Annotated in this window: 14 protein-coding genes; 9 read left to right on the top strand and 5 right to left on the bottom strand. The window is 71.0% G+C overall.

What is annotated here, in order from left to right:
- Positions 1–87 precede the first annotated feature (87 nt).
- From HHX31_RS06805 to HHX31_RS06780, 6 genes are all read left to right on the top strand, one after another.
- Positions 88–1,011: a thiamine pyrophosphate-dependent dehydrogenase E1 component subunit alpha gene (locus HHX31_RS06805; protein ID WP_169946176.1), complete on the top strand. Its 924-nt coding sequence runs from the start codon at positions 88–90 to the stop codon at positions 1,009–1,011.
- On the top strand, positions 1,008–1,985 hold the full coding sequence (locus tag HHX31_RS35550; RefSeq protein WP_169946174.1) for an alpha-ketoacid dehydrogenase subunit beta: 978 nt from the start codon (positions 1,008–1,010) through the stop codon (positions 1,983–1,985). The genes HHX31_RS06805 and HHX31_RS35550 overlap by 4 nt, the downstream gene beginning before the upstream one ends.
- Positions 1,982–3,244 (top strand): 2-oxo acid dehydrogenase subunit E2, encoded by a 1,263-nt coding sequence (locus HHX31_RS06795; RefSeq protein WP_169946172.1) that lies wholly within the window; start codon positions 1,982–1,984, stop codon positions 3,242–3,244. Before HHX31_RS35550 ends, HHX31_RS06795 begins: the two co-directional genes overlap by 4 nt.
- Before the next feature lie 4 nt (positions 3,245–3,248).
- Positions 3,249–4,571, top strand: a complete 1,323-nt coding sequence (locus HHX31_RS06790; protein WP_249345672.1) for a GH1 family beta-glucosidase — start codon at positions 3,249–3,251, stop codon at positions 4,569–4,571.
- A gap of 608 nt (positions 4,572–5,179) precedes the next feature.
- Entirely contained in the window at positions 5,180–6,076 is an 897-nt protein-coding gene (locus HHX31_RS06785) for an aldose 1-epimerase family protein (protein ID WP_311931630.1), read from the top strand.
- Positions 6,077–6,085: 9 nt separating this feature from the next.
- The gene (locus tag HHX31_RS06780) at positions 6,086–7,090 is read left to right on the top strand and encodes a phosphotransferase family protein (RefSeq protein ID WP_169946168.1); all 1,005 of its coding nucleotides are present in this window, start codon (positions 6,086–6,088) and stop codon (positions 7,088–7,090) included.
- An 18-nt stretch (positions 7,091–7,108) separates the two neighbouring features.
- On the opposite strand, the gene HHX31_RS06775 is transcribed toward HHX31_RS06780, so the two are convergent.
- The gene (locus tag HHX31_RS06775; protein WP_169946166.1) at positions 7,109–7,276 is read right to left on the bottom strand and encodes a hypothetical protein; all 168 of its coding nucleotides are present in this window, start codon (positions 7,274–7,276) and stop codon (positions 7,109–7,111) included.
- 129 nt (positions 7,277–7,405) lie between these two features.
- Between HHX31_RS06775 and HHX31_RS06770 the strand changes: the two genes are divergently transcribed.
- Positions 7,406–8,653 carry an FAD-dependent oxidoreductase gene (locus HHX31_RS06770; protein ID WP_169946164.1) on the top strand — a complete coding sequence of 416 codons (1,248 nt, stop codon included), beginning with the start codon at positions 7,406–7,408 and terminating at the stop codon, positions 8,651–8,653.
- 11 nt (positions 8,654–8,664) lie between these two features.
- On the top strand, positions 8,665–10,017 hold the full coding sequence (locus HHX31_RS06765) for a class II 3-deoxy-7-phosphoheptulonate synthase (protein WP_169946162.1): 1,353 nt from the start codon (positions 8,665–8,667) through the stop codon (positions 10,015–10,017).
- A gap of 92 nt (positions 10,018–10,109) precedes the next feature.
- On the opposite strand, the gene HHX31_RS06760 is transcribed toward HHX31_RS06765, so the two are convergent.
- On the bottom strand, positions 10,110–10,475 hold the full coding sequence (locus HHX31_RS06760) for a thioredoxin domain-containing protein (RefSeq protein WP_169946160.1): 366 nt from the start codon (positions 10,473–10,475) through the stop codon (positions 10,110–10,112).
- A 124-nt stretch (positions 10,476–10,599) separates the two neighbouring features.
- Between HHX31_RS06760 and ctaD the strand changes: the two genes are divergently transcribed.
- Positions 10,600–12,288 (top strand): cytochrome c oxidase subunit I, encoded by a 1,689-nt coding sequence (gene ctaD / locus HHX31_RS06755; RefSeq protein WP_169946158.1) that lies wholly within the window; start codon positions 10,600–10,602, stop codon positions 12,286–12,288.
- Positions 12,289–12,332: 44 nt separating this feature from the next.
- On the opposite strand, the gene HHX31_RS06750 is transcribed toward ctaD, so the two are convergent.
- The 3 genes from HHX31_RS06750 to HHX31_RS06740 all read right to left on the bottom strand — a co-directional run bounded on the left by HHX31_RS06750 (position 12,333) and on the right by HHX31_RS06740 (position 16,368).
- Positions 12,333–14,777, bottom strand: coding sequence for an ExeM/NucH family extracellular endonuclease (locus HHX31_RS06750; protein ID WP_169946156.1), 2,445 nt, complete (start codon positions 14,775–14,777; stop codon positions 12,333–12,335).
- 150 nt (positions 14,778–14,927) lie between these two features.
- A complete protein-coding gene (locus HHX31_RS06745; RefSeq protein WP_169946154.1) occupies positions 14,928–15,809 on the bottom strand; it encodes a universal stress protein in 882 nt (293 codons plus the stop codon).
- Between the two features lie 88 nt (positions 15,810–15,897).
- The gene (locus HHX31_RS06740; RefSeq protein WP_169946152.1) at positions 15,898–16,368 is read right to left on the bottom strand and encodes a universal stress protein; all 471 of its coding nucleotides are present in this window, start codon (positions 16,366–16,368) and stop codon (positions 15,898–15,900) included.
- Between the last annotated feature and the right edge of the window lie 133 nt (positions 16,369–16,501).

The raw sequence follows: 16,501 nt of genomic DNA, 5'->3' as shown, positions 1-16,501 counted from the left end.
AGCGCTCCCAATAGGGTGCTCCTGTCCCTGGCAGCGAAGCCCGGCGTCGAGCGCCTCTCCACCAGACGCACCAGGAGCGGACCACCTGTGATCGTCACCGCTGCACCGGCCCGGAGCCCGCGGCATGCCCTCAGCGACGAGGATCTCCGCTCACTCCTGCTCATCCGGCACTTCGAACGCGCCCTGCTCCGCCTGTTCGAGCAGGGGGTGCTGAGCGGCACCACCCACACCTGCCTCGGGCAGGAGTACATCCCCGTCGCGGTGTCGGCCCTGCTGCGCGACGACGACTTCGTGTTCAGCAACCACCGGGGGCACGGCCACTTCCTCGCCCGCCATCCAGACCCGCACGGGCTGCTCGCCGAGATCATGGGGCGGGAGGGCGCGCTCTGCGGAGGCGTCGGCGGCAGCCAGCACATCTACCACCGGCGTTTCCTGTCCACGGGTGTGCAGGGCGAGAGCCTTCCCGTGGCCACCGGAGTGGCCCTGAAACTGGCCGGCACCGGCGCGCTGGCCTGCGCGTACATCGGGGACGGCACCTGGGGCGAGGGCGCCGTCTACGAAGCGCTGAACATGGCGTCCCTGTGGAAGGTGCCGCTGCTGGTCGTGGTCGAGCACAACGGCATCGCCCAGTCGACCCCCACCTCCGCCCAGATGGCGGGCACGATCGCCGCCCGCGCGGCGGCCTTCGGCGTCCGGCACCACCACGTCTCGTCCACCGACGCCGCCGAGATCAGGCAGGTGCTCGCGCCGCTCGTCGAGGCCGTGCGGGCCGAGCCCGCCCCCCTGGTGGTCGAGTTCGCCACGCACCGCCTCGGGCCCCACAGCAAGGGCGACGACACCCGCCCGCCGGAGGAGATCCGCCGGGCCGCGGAGTCCGACTGGTACGACCGGTGCGCGAAGGCCGATCCCGAGCGGTTCGCCAGGATCGACAGGGAGCAGCGCGAACTCGTCGAGCGCGTGGTCGCCGAGGTCTCCGCCCGGCCCCACGCACGGCCGGGGGGAGCCGCGTGACCCGGGTCTCCGAGCACCTCAACCAGGCGCTGCACGATCTCATGGAGTCCGACCCCTCGGTCCACCTGCTCGGCGAGGACGTCGGCGACCCGTACGGCGGCGCGTTCAAGGTCACCAAGGGGCTGTCGAGCCGGTTCGGCTCCCGCGTGAGGTCCACGCCGCTGAGCGAGGGCGCGATCGCCGGGGTCGGGGCCGGGCTGGCCCTGGCGGGCGACAAGGCCGTCGTCGAGATCATGTTCGCCGATTTCGTGGCGCTGGCGTTCGACCAGATCACGAACTTCGCCGCCAAGTCCACCTCGATGTACGGCAGGCCCGTGCCGGTGCCGCTCGTGGTGCGCTGCCCCACCGGCGGCAACCGCGGCTACGGCCCGACCCACAGCCAGAACCCGCAGAAGCACTTCATCGGCGTGCCGGGCCTGTCGCTGTTCGAGATGACGCCGTTCCACGACGCGGGCCGGCTGTTCTCCCTGATGTTCGGCCTCGGGCGGCCCTGCCTGTTCTTCGAGGACAAGGTCCTCTACACGCGGCAGATGTACCCCGCGGACGACCTGTTCGGGTTCGAGCTGGTGGACGACGTCGCCCGGGTGTACCTCGACGGCGCGGGCCGGCCCGACTGCACGCTGGTCACCCACGGCGGGCTCGTCCACCGGACGCTCGACGCCATGCGCACGCTGCTCCTGGAGGACGACCTGGTCTGCGAGCTGCTGGTGCCCGCCCAGCTCTACCCCGTGCCCCATCTGCCGGGCCTGGAGGACGCGCGGCACGTCTGCGTCGTCGACGACGGGACCGCGGGCGGCACCTGGGCGGCCGAGGTGGCCACGACGCTCTACCCGCGCCTGTGGGGCCGCCTGCGCCGCCCGATCACTTTGGTCAACTCGGCGGACGGGGTGATCCCCGCCGCCCCCCATCTGGAACGCGAGGTGCTCGTGCAGGCCGACGGCATCAGAGCCGCGGTGAAGGAGTCGCTGTCGTGACCGAGTTCCGCGTGCCCAAGCTCAACAACAACGACACCTCCTACATCCTGGTCGAGTGGCTGGCCGAGGACGGCGTGACGGTGCGGGACGGCCAGCCGATCGCGCTGCTGGAGACGTCCAAGGCGACGGAGGAGGTCGAGGCCCCGGCGGACGGCGTGCTGCGGCGACTGGTCGCCGAGGGAGCCGAGTGCGAGCCGGGACAGGTGATCGCCCGCCTCCTCGGGAGCGCCGACGTGGCCGGCGCGGACGGCTCCGGGGAGACGGCCGGGGAGACCGCCGAGGACACCGCCGAGGACACCGCCGCGAAGACCGCTGCGAAGACCGGGGCCGCGAGCGCCGGCGTCGTCGTGACGGCGCCCGCGCGCGACCTGATCGAGGCGCACGGCATCGCCATGGAGCGGGTGTACGCGCTCGGCCGGAAGGTGATCAGGCGGACCGACGTCGAGGAACTGATCGCCGGGCAGCGCCCCCAGGCCGCCGGCGCGGACGACGCCCCCGCCCCGGACTCCCCGGCCCAGGACTCCCCCGCCCATGACTCCCTAGCCCAGGACGACGGCGCGCAGGACGACGACGCACGGTGGATCACGCTGTCGCGGGCGCAGCAGCGGACGGCCGAGGTCGTCGAGCGGTCCCGGCGTGAGATCCCGGCGGCCTTCACGGCGATGAACGTCGACGTGACCGAGATCCTGGCGCTCGCCCGCGACCTCACCCGCAAGATGCGCGCCCTCGTCGGCCTGCCCGAGATGGTGGTGAAGGCGGCGGGCGGGCTGCTCGACCGCTTCCCCATGTTCTTCGCGGAGCCGGGCCCCGGCCCGCGGGCGAGAAGGGCCGCCACCGCCGACGTCGGCGTGACGGTCGACCTGGGCCGCGGGCTGTTCATCCCGGTCGTCCGCGACGCGGGCAACCGGCCGCTCGCCGAGATCGCCGCCGACCTCACCGCCTTCCGGACGACCGCGCTCACCGGGTCGTTCCGGGAGCGCGACCTCATGGGAGGCGCCATCACGCTCACCCTGCACACACACGACGGCATCGTGTTCGCCGTCCCGATCGTCTTCCCCGGCCAGACGTGCGCGCTGTCGCTGACCGCGCCGCGCTCGGAGGTCGTCCACGACGGTTCGGGCTTCGCCGTACGCAAGACCGCCACCCTGGGCCTCGCCTACGACCACCGTTACATCAACGGTCGCGATGCCGCGGAGTTCCTCGGGGAACTCCGCACGGCGCTAGAAACACCCGCGCGATTCCTCACCGAGAATGGATGAAGCCATGAACTCACCCGCACGGTTTCCGGCCGACTTCGTCTGGGGCGCGTCCACCGCGGCGTACCAGATCGAGGGGGCGACGACGGAGGACGGCCGCGGGCCCTCGGTGTGGGACACGTTCTGCGCGGTCCCAGGCAACGTGCGCGACGGCGACACCGGTGAGCACGCCGCCGACCACTACCACCGTTACAACGAGGACCTGGACCTGATCGCCGATCTGGGGCTGGACAGCTACCGCTTCTCCATCGCCTGGCCGCGGATCCAGCCGACCGGGTCGGGCAAGCCCAACCAGAAGGGCCTCGACTTCTACCGCAGGCTCGTCGACGGGCTGGCGGAACGCGGCATCCGGCCGATGGCCACGCTCTTCCACTGGGACCTGCCGCAGGCGCTGCAGGACCGAGGGGGCTGGGAGAACAGGGAGACGGCCGAGCGCTTCGCCGAGTACGCCGAGATCTGCTTCGACGCCCTGGAGATCCGCGACTGGCTGACGATCAACGAGCCCAAGACGGTCGTCGACTGCGGCTACCGGGAGGGCCAGCACGCGCCGGGCTTCAAGGACGACGCGCGCGCGTTCGTCGCCTGCCATCACCTGCTGCTCGCGCACGGCCTCGCCTCCCGCGTACTGCACGAGCGGCACCCGGGACGCCGCATCGGGCCCGCGCTCAACCTGCACCCCACCTACCCGGCCGACGACACGCCCGAGGCGCGGGAGGCGGCCCACCACCAGGACGGGCTGGAGAACCGGCTCTACCTCGACGCCGTCTTCAAGGGCAGCTACCCGGAGGACACGCTGCGCTGGATCTCCGAGCGCGGCCCGATGGCCGACTACATCCTGGACGGCGACCTCGCGATCATCAGCGAGCCCATGGACATCCTGGGCGTGCAGTACTACACGCCGATCTTCGTCGATGGCAAGGGCGAGCGGGTCTTCCTGCACGAGCGGGCCCAGGCCGAGTGGCTGGAGATCTACCCCCAGGGCCTGCACGACCTCCTCGTCCGGGTGCAGCGGGACTACCCCGGCGTGCCGATGGTCATCACCGAGAACGGCCTGGCCGTCGTGGACGGGGTCGACGCGGACGGCCGGGTCCGTGACGACCGGCGGATCGCCTACCTCCGCGACCACCTGGCCGCCGTGCACCGCGCCATGGAGGACGGCGCGCGGGTCGAGGGCTACCACGTGTGGTCGCTGCTCGACAACTTCGAGTGGGCGCAGGGCTACAGCCAGCGCTTCGGCATCGTGCACGTGGACTACACGACCCAGAAGCGCACCCCCAAGGACAGCGCGCTCTGGTACCGCGACGTCGTAAAGAGCGGCGAACTGCGCTAACCCCCACCCCCTCCCCTCACCCCGCGTGATCTTGCAGTTTGTCGCACCGCCGCGGCGCACCAGCACACATTCCTTTCGTGATCTTGCAGTTTGTCGCGCCACCCTGGGCTGACCAGCACCCATGCCTACCGTGATCTTGCATGGTCTGGCACCTCCGCCGCGCGACCTGCGCGAACAGGCATCGTGATCATGCAGTGCAAGATCACGATGCCTGTTGTGGCTGGTCAGCGAGCCACAGGCCTCTCTGCCGCAAGATCACGAAGAGGGAATCCGCTGGTCGAAGCCGCGCGTGCGACAAACTACAAGATCACGGGGGTGGGCGGCCGGGCAGGTGAGGGTGAAAGTTTCAGGTCGGATCGGTGGGCGATGGCCCATGCACGTGCACGCGAGACCCGCCTCGCGGCAAATCGGAGTCTTTATACCGATCCTGGCCATAATCACGGGATTAAGTTGACGCGTCCGTCGAAAAGACTTAGCTTTACCGGTTATGGGAGCGCTCCCACTGACCTTTCACCCCGCTTGGATCAAGGGCGATGAGCTGGGATAAGGTCCCTGCATACGGTCAGATGACCCGCTTCTTGACGATGCGTCAGCGAGAGGACTCCCCCGTGCCCGATTACACGATTGCCGGCGGTGGTTACCAGGCCACGATCAGCGAGCGGGGCGGCGCCCTCCGGGTGCTGCGCCACGAGGGCCGCGACCTGGTGACGAGCTGGCCCGAGGGCGGTCCTGTGCCCTACTACAGCGGCACCGTCCTCGCCCCCTGGCCCAACCGCGTGGTCGGCGGCACGTACGTCTTCGAGGGGCAGCGCCGGCACCTCCCGGTGAACGAGCCCGACCGCGGCCACGCCCTGCACGGCCTCGTCGCGGGACTCGACTGGGAGTGCGCGGAGCTGCTGTCGGTGGAGGACCACCACGGCCACGTACGGCTGACGCACGTCGTGGAGCCGACCGAGGGCTATCCGCACCGGATCGCCCTCGAAGTGCGGCACGCGGTGTCCGAGGACGGCCTGTCGACCACGCTGACGGCGCAGAACGTGGGCGACACGGCGGCGCCGTACGGCTGCGGGCCGCACCCGTGGTTGCTGGCGGGGCCGGACGTCACCGCCTACGAGCTCGGCCTGCCGGCCGGGCGGGTGCTGCTCACCGACGACCTGCTCGCCCCCACCGACCTGGTGGACGTCACGGGGACGCCGTACGACTTCCGTACGCCGCGGGTGATCGGGGACACCGCCGTCGACCACGCCTACACGGGCGTGACGGAGGGACGGGTGCGCGCGCTCGGGCCCGAGGGCGGGGTGGAGCTCACCTGGGACCCGGCGGTGATGCCGTGGGTCCAGATCTGCACCGGCACGGGGCTCGGCCACAGGGGACTGGCCGTGGAGCCCATGACCTGCCCGCCCGACGCGTTCAACTCGGGCACCGACCTGATCGTTTTGCAGCCGGGGGACAAGCACGAGGCCACGTGGACCATCGCGGTCACCACTCCGACCCGGGAAGACTGAGAAGACCGAATGGACAGCAGGACGAAGAGGCGGTTGTCCCCCGCGCAACTCGACAAGGTCGCCCGCGACGCGCTGGGCTGCGGGCTGACCTCGTCGGAGGAGCTCAACGACGGTTTCGCCAACGCCGTGTGGCGGCTCGGCCTCGACGACGGACGTGAGGCGGTGCTCAAGCTCGGGCCGCCGCCCGACCTGCGGTTGCTGGCCTACGAGCGGCACCTGCTGCGCACCGAGGCGATGGTCTACCACCTCGCCGGGCCCACGGGGCTGCCGATGCCCGAACTGCTGAAGGCGTCGTTCGACGATCCGGTGCTGGGCGGGGACTACCTCATCCTGTCGGCGCTGGACGGGGTTCCCTGGAACCGGACGAAGGTCACCCCCGCGGAGGAGGGCGCGCTGCGGTTCCAGCTCGGCCGCCACCTCGCCCGCCTGCACGCCGTCCCCGGCACGGGCGTCTTCGGCTACCCGTACGCCGGGCTGACCGGCCAGACGTGGCGGGAGGCGTTCCTCGTCATGATCGGCGCCCTGCTCGACGACGCCGTCCACTACAACACCCGGCTCCCGGCGACCATCGTGGAGATCGTCGGGCTCGTCCACATGAACGCGCACGTCCTCGACCAGGTCACCACGCCGTCGCTGGTGCACTTCGACCTGTGGCCCGGCAACGTGTTCCTGGACGGCGACAGGCGCGTCCAGGCGCTCATCGACCACGAGAGGGCCTTCTGGGGCGACCCCCTCGCCGACTTCGTCACGCCCACCATCTTCGGCGAGCTGCGCGAGGACGACCCGATGCTCGCCGGGTACCGGCAGGAGGCCGGCCCGGTGCGGCTCGACCACGCCGCCCGGATCCGCATCACCCTCTACCGCGCCTACCTCTACCTGATCATGCTGGTGGAAGAGGGCCCGCGGCAGTATCCGGAGGAGGCCTACGCCTCCACCAGGGACGTCACCACGCGGTCACTGGCCGCCTGCCTGGACGTGCTGCGGGCGGGGTCGCGCAATCCCGCCCACGTCTGACGCCACGCGCGCCGGAGGTCAGGCCTCCAGCGTGAGGGACTCCGAGCCGCGCACGTTGCCGGTGTGCGGCTCGGAGCCGGGGCTCGCGGCGAGCGCCGCGGGGGCTCCCACGGTCAGCGACGCCACGAGGGACAGGACCATCGCCCCGGCCGCGACGCGCGGCAGGCTGGTGACACGAGCACTCACAGCGGACTCCCGAAGGCCGACTCCATTGATCACAACGTAGCGGGTCCCGTGTGCGCCGCGGTAGGCCCACCGGGGCCGGCCCTGGCGGCCCGGCCCGCCGCGTGAGATGATTTCAGCGGGTGATGAATTATGGAGACCACATGCGTGATCGCGGGCGGCGGGCCCGCGGGGGCGATGCTCGCGCTGCTCCTGGCCCGCGCGGGCGTCGACGTCACTCTGCTGGAGAAGCACGCGGACTTCCTGCGTGACTTCCGCGGCGACACCATCCATCCCTCGACCCTCCAGGTGCTGGACGAGATCGGGCTGTCCGAGGCGTTCCACCGGCTGCCGCACCGCAAGGCGCACACCATGTCGGTCAGGACCGACGACGCCGAGGTGCCCATCTCCGACCTGCGGCGCCTGCCGGGCAAGTATCGGTACATCGCCTTCGTCCCGCAGTGGGACTTCCTCGACCTCCTCACCCGTGAGGCGCGCGCCTACCCGGGCTTCCGCCTCCTGATGAACGCCACGGTCACCGATCTCGTACGGAGCGACGGCGCGATCCGTGGCGTGCGCTACCGCGACGAGCGGGGCGAGGAGCACGAGATCAGGGCGCTGCTCACGGTCGCCGCGGACGGCAGGCACTCCGACCTGCGGCGGGCGGCGGGTCTTTCGCCGAAGCGGTTCGGCGCGCCGATGGACGTCGTCTGGTTCCGGCTGCCGCGCGCGGCGGACGACCCGGGGGAGCCGTTCCTGCGGACCTCGGCGGGGCGGCTCATGGTCGCGATCAACAGGGAGACGTACTGGCAGCTCGCCTACGTCATCCCGAAGGGCGGCTTCGCCGCGCTGCGGGACGGGGGCGTCGACGGGCTGCGCCGCGAGGTCGGACGGCTGCTGCCCTTCCTCGCCGGCAGGACGTCCGAGCTGCGCGGCTTCGACGAGGTGGGCGTGCTGAGCGTCGAGCTGAACCGGCTGACCCGCTGGCACCTGCCCGGGCTGCTGCTGATCGGCGATGCGGCCCACGCGATGTCGCCGGTCTTCGGCGTCGGGATCAACCTCGCCGTGCAGGACGCCGTCGCGACCGCCAACATCGTCGGGCCCGCCCTGCGCCGCGGCGAGGCCCCCGCGGCGCTGCTGGCGCGGGTGGAGCGGCGCAGGAAGGCGCCCACGGCCGTCGTCCAGGCCGCGCAGCGGGTGGTGCAGGAGCGGCTCATCAGGCCCGCCCTCACCGGGCCGGTGGCGCGGATACCCGACCTCACCCGCGTACCGGTGGTGCGCTCGCTGCTGCCCCGCTTCATCGGGCTCGGCGTGCTGCCCGAGCATGTGCGGCTTCCCGCGCAAGAAAAAAGATCTCAGCAAGTGGACAGGGAGGGAGCCGCACAGGACGGGGTGCAATAACCTTGGTGACCGTGAGCGCATCAAACCCCGACACCTCGCGTGCCCTGGCCACCTGGCGTGACCTGCCCGCGGCCCAGCAGCCGGACTGGCCCGACCGCGGCGAACTGGACAAGGTCGTGGCGGAGCTGACGTCCCTGCCCCCGCTGGTGTTCGCCGGCGAGTGCGACCAGCTCAAGGACCGCATGGCCGCCGTGGCGCGGGGCGAGGCGTTCGTCCTGCAGGGCGGCGACTGCGCGGAGACCTTCGCGGGCGCGACTGCGGAGAACGTGCGCAACAAGCTCAAGACGCTGCTTCAGATGGCGATCGTGCTGACCTACGCGGGCCGCGTCCCGGTCGTCAAGATCGGCCGGCTCGCCGGGCAGTTCGCCAAGCCGCGGTCCAAGCCCACGGAGACCCGCGACGGCGTCGAGCTGCCGGCCTACCGGGGCGACATGGTCAACGGGTTCGACTTCACCCCCGAGGCCCGCCGTCCCGACCCGAACCGGCTGCTGCGGGCCTACCACTCCTCGGCGAGCACGCTGAACCTCGCGCGGGCCTTCACCAAGGGCGGCTACGCCGACCTGCGCCAGGTCCACGCCTGGAACCAGGACTTCGTCGCGGAGTCCCCGGCCGGGCGGCGCTACGAGCAGCTGGCCCGCGAGATCGACCAGGCGCTGGCGTTCATGCGGGCCTGCGGGGCCGACCCCGAGGAGTTCCACACCGTGGAGTTCTACTCCTCCCACGAGGCCCTGATCCTCGACTACGACCAGGCACTCACCCGGATCGACTCCCGTACGGGCCTGCCGTACGACGTGTCGGCGCACATGGTGTGGATCGGCGAGCGCACCCGGCAGCTCGACGGCGCCCACGTGGAGTTCTTCAGCCGCATCCGCAACCCGATCGGCGTGAAGCTCGGCCCGACCACCACGCCGGAAGAGGCCCTCGCGCTGATCGACAAGCTGAACCCGGACAACGAGCCCGGCCGGCTCACCTTCATCACGCGGATGGGCGCGGGCAGGGTCCGCGACGCGCTGCCGACGCTGGTGGAGAAGGTCAACGCCAGCGGCGCCACCGTGGCCTGGGTGTGCGACCCGATGCACGGCAACACCTTCGAGGCGCCGAGCGGGCACAAGACCCGCCGCCTCGACGACGTGCTCGACGAGGTCGCCGGGTTCTTCGAGGTCCACCACGCGCTCGGCACCCACCCCGGCGGCATCCACATCGAGTTCACCGGCGACGACGTCACCGAGTGCGTGGGCGGCGGGCACGCGATCGTGGAGGAGGATCTGGCGCTGCGGTACGAGACCGCCTGCGACCCCCGCCTCAACCGCGGCCAGTCGCTCGACCTCGCCTTCCGCGTCGCCGAGCTGTACCGGTCGAGCTGACCGGCGCGCCGCGGGCGCGCACACACTGACACCGCCGTCGCCCTCCGATCACTCGGACCGGGTGACGGCGGTCTCGTCTGCCGGGCGGCTCCTCAGCTGTTCTTGGCCTCGGCCTCGATCTGGGCGCGGATGGCGTCCATGTCGAGCGCCCGCAACTGGCGGATCAGGTCCTCGAGCGCCGGCGCGGGCAGCGCGCCCGGCTGGGCGAACACCACGATGCCGTCACGAATCGCCATAATTGTCGGAATCGCACTGATCTCAAAGCCCTCCGACAGGGCCGGCTGCGCCTCGGTGTCGATCTTCCCGAAGGTGATGTCCGCGTGCTCCTCGGACGCCTTTTCGAAGATCGGGGCGAACGAGCGGCAGGGGCCGCACCAGGACGCCCAGAAATCCAGCAGTACGATGCCATTGTCGGCGATGTCGTTGAAGTTCTTCTCGGTTACCTCGATGGTCGCCACGGGCGACTCCTTTCGCTCGGTCTTCAGCGGGCATAACCAGCCGGACGATCCCAGCATTCCATTTCGCGACACCACTCGCGTGACTGGGCAGGAGACACCTTCTTGATGTAGAAGGAGCACCCGGATGACGACTCACGCCGTACGGCCGACCGATCTGACGGTCCCGAAAGGGCCCGGGGGCCGGATCACCACCTGGATGTCGAGCACGGACCACAAGGTGATCGGCAACCTCTACATGATCACCGCGTTCGTGTTCTTCATCATCGGCGGCCTGGAGGCCATGGTCATCCGGGCGGAGCTCCTCGAGCCCGGCATGCAGTTCGTCACCCTGCAGCAGTACAACCAGCTCTTCACGCTGCACGGCAGCGTCATGCTGCTGCTGTTCGCGACGCCGCTGTTCGCCGGGTTCGCCAACGCGGTGATGCCCCTGCAGATCGGCGCGCCCGACGTGGCGTTCCCCAGGCTCAACATGGCGAGCTACTGGCTGTTCCTCTTCGGCGGCCTCATGGTGCTGGCGGCCTCGCTCGCGGGCGGTGCGCCGACGTTCGGCTGGACGGCCTACACGCCGCTGGCGCACACGGCCTACACGCCGCAACTCGGCGCGGACCTGTGGATCATGGGCCTGGCCCTGTCCGGACTCGGGACGATCCTCGGCTCGGTCAACTTCATCACGACGATCATGTGCATGCGCGCCCCCGGCATGACGATGTTCCGGATGCCGATCTTCACCTGGAACGTGTTCTTCACCTCGATCCTCGTGCTGCTGGCCTTCCCCGTGCTCGCCGCCGCGCTGCTGGCCCTGGAGATCGACCGCAAGTTCGGCGCGCACATCTACGATCCGCAGACCGGCGGGCCGCTGCTGTGGCAGCACCTGTTCTGGTTCTTCGGCCATCCGGAGGTCTACATCATCGCGCTGCCGTTCTTCGGCATCGTCACCGAGGTGATCCCCGTCTTCAGCCGCAAGCCGCTGTTCGGGTACGTCGGCATGGTCGGCGCGACGATCGCGATCACGGGTCTGTCGATGACCGTCTGGGCGCACCACATGTTCGCCACCGGGCGCGTGCTGCTGCCGTTCTTCTCGCTGATGACGTTCCTGATCGCCGTGCCCACGGGCGTGAAGTTCTTCAACTGGACCGGCACCATGTGGCGGGGCCATCTCTCGTTCGAGACGCCGATGCTGTGGGCGGTCGGCTTCCTCGTGACGTTCCTGCTCGGCGGGCTCACCGGGGTGATCCTGGCGTCGCCGCCGCTCGACTTCCACGTCACCGACAGCTACTTCGTCGTGGCGCACTTCCACTACGTGGTCTTCGGCACCGTCGTCTTCGCGATGTTCTCGGGCTTCTACTTCTGGTGGCCGAAGTTCACCGGGAGGATGCTGAACGAACGGCTCGGGAAGATCCACTTCTGGATGCTGTTCATCGGCTTCCACATGACGTTCCTCATCCAGCACTGGCTCGGCTCGCAGGGCATGCCGCGGCGGTACGGCGACTACGCGGCCAGCGACGGCTTCACCTGGATGCACCAGGTGTCGAGTGTGGGCGCGTTCCTGCTCGGGCTGTCCACGCTGCCGTTCCTCTACAACCTCTGGTGGACCGTGCGGCACGGGGAGAAGGTGACGGTGGACGACCCGTGGGGGTCGGCCAACTCGCTCGAATGGGCGACGTCGTGCCCGCCGCCGCGCCACAACTTCGTCTCCATCCCGCCGATCCGCTCCGAGCGGCCCGCCTTCGACCTGCGCCACCCCCGTGTGGGCGGCGAGCCGGGCGAACCGCCGGCGACCAAGCGGGACTTCGTCGATCCCGACGCGAAATAGGAGAAGGGACCCCCGTCGCCGGGGGCCCCTTCTCGCGCGGGTCGTCAGTGCTTGCCGCCGGGCAGGTCGAGCCCGATCAGCAGCGGGTCGTGGTCGGAGGAGCGGAACGCGTCGGGCCGGTACAGGCTCCGCGGGTTGAACTCCAGGTTGTAGTCGAGGATGCGCGGCTCGTCGGCGTTGACGTGCCAGATCGTCGCCCCCGTCACCCGCTTGACCAGTTGCTTGCCGGCCATGGCGTGGTCGAGCTCACCGGACAGCCCGTCGAACAGGTAGCTGTAGCGCTGCGCCGCGGGGACGAACCGCTTGGACAGGCTGGTGAGGCCGCCCTGCTCCAGCGTGCCGATCGGCTCCTCCTCGCCGTAGGCGTTGAGGTCGCCGATCACCAGCGGGTTCGGCAGGTCCAGCGAGTCGATCAGGCCGAGCACCGTCGTAGCCTGCCGTACGCGCTCGGCGTTGTAGCAGCCCTGGCCGTCGCCCTGGTCGATGTCGCCGCCGGTCGCCTCCTCGTCGCAGCCCTTCGACTTGAAGTGGTTGACGAGCAGCGTGAACGGCTGGCCTCCGCCCGTGCGGCGGAAGGTCTGGATCAGCGGCGGACGCCGGAAGACGGGGTCGGTCGACGACAGCGTCTCGCCCACCGGGCTCACCCGCGCCGGCTTGTAGATCGCCGCCACCTGGATCGCGTCGGTCCCCGGGTAGGGGTGCGCCAGGGCGGCGTACGTGCCCGCGCCGACCTCGGCGTTCAGGGCGGCGACCAGCGCGTTCAGCGCGGTCTGCCCGTTGTTCTCGACCTCCATGAGCCCGACCACGTCGGCGTTCAGGCCCTTCAGCGTGGCGATGAGCTTCGTGAGCTGCCGCTGCTGCTCCTCGGCCGTGTCGGCGCCGCGCGAGTCGAGCGTGGTGAACCAGTTGAGCGTGTTGAGGCTCGCGACGCGGACGTTGCCGCCCACCGGCGCGGGCGCCGGAGTTCTCGGGTTGGTGCGCGCGAAGGTGATCGGCTTGGTCGGCTCCAGCCGGTAGGCGCCGAAGCCGTAGCTCAGTACGCCGGTGACGCCCGTCGCGGTGTCCCCGAGCCGGACGACCTCCGGAGTCGTGTACGGGATCGTGGCCGGGTTCTCGGTGTTCGAGCCGTCGTCGATCAGCAGCGACCTGCGGGCGTCAAGCGCGGGGTCCACGCCGGGCCGGTCGGTCGGCTGGAACAGCCTGCCGCCCGCGGCGACCGTCACCTCGCCGTACCTGCCGAGGTTGTAGTGGTCGGTGACCGTCAGCGGCTCGGGGAACGTCACCAGCACGTTCTCGTACGGCTCGAAGGTGGCGCCCGTGGCCCGCGGCAGGTCGTAGGCCGCCGGGGTGATCGTGCCGGTGCCGCACACGTCCACGGCCGTGACCGGGGACAGCTCGGTGAGCCCGTTGAACTCGACGACCCGTCCGGTGACGAGCACGCGGTCGCCCACCTTGACGTCCTTCACGGTCGCCCTGGCGAACGCGAACAGGCCGTCGGAGGTGGCCGGGTCGGCGTCGGGCGTCGGGTCCTGGAAGTAGAAGCCGCTCTGCTGGCCGGTCTCCTGGAAGTCGCCGGTCACGATGCCCTCGACCCGGACGGTCTGCCCCACGAGCGGGGAGGCGTCGCCGCTGCCCTGGACCTCGGCGATCTGCCGGGTCGCCGGCACCTCGCAGGGGTCCGTGGCGGGCGACGGCGAGGCGGAGGGCGACACGGAGGGCGACACGGAGGGCGACACGGAGGGAGACGCGGAGGGGGACGCGGAAGGACTCGCCGACGGCGACGGGGAGACCTCGCCGCAGGGCGCGGGAGGCGTCGCAGTGTTGCGCGGCGCGGGCGTGCCCACGGCGAAGTCGGCGGCGTTGTCGTCGGTGTCGGCGCAGCCGCCTCCGGCGCGCACCGCGGCGGTGGCGTTGCCCAGCCCCGGGGCCGCCGCCGTGCCCTCGTAGTAGTTGGCCGTGCCGTACCCGACGAGGTCGGCGATCTGCGCGGTCTGCTCCGGGGTGCAGAGTGCGGAGCCGCCGTTGCAGGCCAGGCCCGTGGCCGAGCGGACCAGGGCGACCTTGCCCGCCGTGGCGCTCAGGCTGAGCGTGCCGGTGGTGTCGGGGGCCGGGAGCGCGCCGCTCGGCGTCGATCCGGCGGAGAGCTGGACGAGGTGGTACCGGCCGGGAGCGAGCGAGCCCGACAGGTTCTGCTTCTGGGAGCCGAACAGGCCGGTCCCGGTGGCGCTCGTGTACTGGACGGACCAGCCGTCCAGCGAGACGGTGGCCGTGCTGCGGTTGAACAGCTCGACGTAGTCGTTGGTGTAGGGGGCGCCGGAGTTGCCGCCTCCCCCGTACACCTGGCTGATCACCACGTCGCCCGGCTCGGCGGAGGCGGGCGCGGGCGAGACGACCGCGACGCCGGCGGCCAGGAGGCCGGCGGCGGCGAGCACGGCGATCGCACGGGCGCCGAAGCGGTCAGGAGAACTGACCCTGGATAGAGCACGCATGCCCCGGACTTTAGGGCGATACCACCCCCACGCCAGGACATATAAGTGTCTTTATCGGAAACTTGTAGGACTTTGCCGATTACCTGACCTCGCCACCGTACGCGCGCTGCCCTTGCGCGTCCCGGCCCGACGTGGATCGGTCCCGTCCGGTCAGGCGTGGACGACGGCCACAGGACAGGTGACCGCGTCGATCAGCGGCCGGGTCACCGACCCGAGCCTGCCGAGCACGCCCCTGGAGCGGGTCGCCCCGACGACCAGCATGGTCGCGCCGGGAGACGCGCCGGTCAACACGTCGAGCACGGCGCCCTCGACCGGCTGGAGCAGGGTGTGCACGTCCGGGTACCGCGCGCGCCAGGACGCCACGGCGGATTCCAGCGCCTCGACGGCGTCCCTGCCCGGGACCTCCGACATCACCATCGGCGCCATGCCGGCGCCCCACGCGGCCGACGGGTAGTGCCAGGCGTGCACCGCGATCAGGGACAGCGCGCGCAGGGCGGCCTCGCGGTAGGCGAAGTCGAGCACGTGGTCGTCGCCGCCGCCGACCCCGACGACGATCGGGCCGGGGTGCCTGCGGTGCGGCAGCGCTCCCGCGCCGCGGACCACGATGACCGGGCAGAGCGCGTGCGTCGCCACATGACCCGCGACCGAACCCGCCACCCGCCGCATCGCACGCCGGGCCGCGCTGCTCAGCCCGCGCGAGCCCACGACGACGAGCTCGGCCGTCTCGGACAGCGCGACGAGCCGATCGCAGGGCGAGCCCTCGAACAGGTCCTCGCGCACGGTGACGCCGCTCGTGCACTGCCGCGCGCACTCGGCGCCGTGCCACAGCACGTGCTCGGCCGCGTGGTGCAGCGACTTGCGCGCCTCCTCGTCGGCCTCGCCGTACGGCGTCCGCCACGCGTGGCTGACCGTGATGGGCGTGTCGCGGTACTCGGCCTCGTCCATCGCCCAGTCGAGCGCCTGCATGGCGAAGTCGGAGCCGTCGTAGCCGACGACGATGCCGCGGCGGCCGGCCGGGCTGCTGGGTTCCATACCCTTCATGCTCCGCCGCGGGCCGCGCGGCCCGGCAGGGCGGAAAGTCCCTAGACCGGCGGGACGTCCGGCCTGCGGGGGGATCAGATCAGGATCTGCTGCCGGCGAGCATTCCGGGACGGCGGTCGTGCTCCATGCCGGGCAGCACGACGACGACGGGGCACCTGGCCCGCAGCAGGCAGGCGGACACGACCGGGTTGAGCACGGGATAGGGCTCGGACTCCGCCTCGTGCGCACCGAGCACCAGCAGGTCGGCGCCCTCGGTCGCCCGCAGCAGGACCTGCGCAGGCGGCCCCTCGACCACCACCGGCTCGACATGGCGCTCGCCGAGCTCCGCGACGGCCTGGCCCGCGACGTCGAGCGCCCTGCCGTGCTCGTCCTCGCGTGAGGTGCGGCTGGCGATCGGCGCGTAGTGGGCGTGCAACCCGCCCGTCCACTCCCAGGCGTACACCGCTTCGACCCGCGCGCCGCGCAGCGCGCCCTCGGCGGCGGCCCACCGCAGTGCGGCCTGCGACGCCATCGATCCGTTGATGCCCACCACGATCTTCGGCTGGTTCACGTTCCGCCTCGCTCTCCGCTCTCAGTCTCGCCGTACAGGGTTAACAGGACGTTGCCGCGGCGAAACGGTCAGACGACACCGCCCACGAGCATCCCTGTACCCAGGAACACCGTCTGTACCTCGGGTGACGGCG

Source organism: Microbispora sp. H11081, assembly GCF_012999535.1.
In the GTDB taxonomy this organism is placed as follows: Bacteria; Actinomycetota; Actinomycetes; order Streptosporangiales; family Streptosporangiaceae; genus Microbispora.
This window is presented reverse-complemented; position numbering and strand designations above follow the sequence as displayed.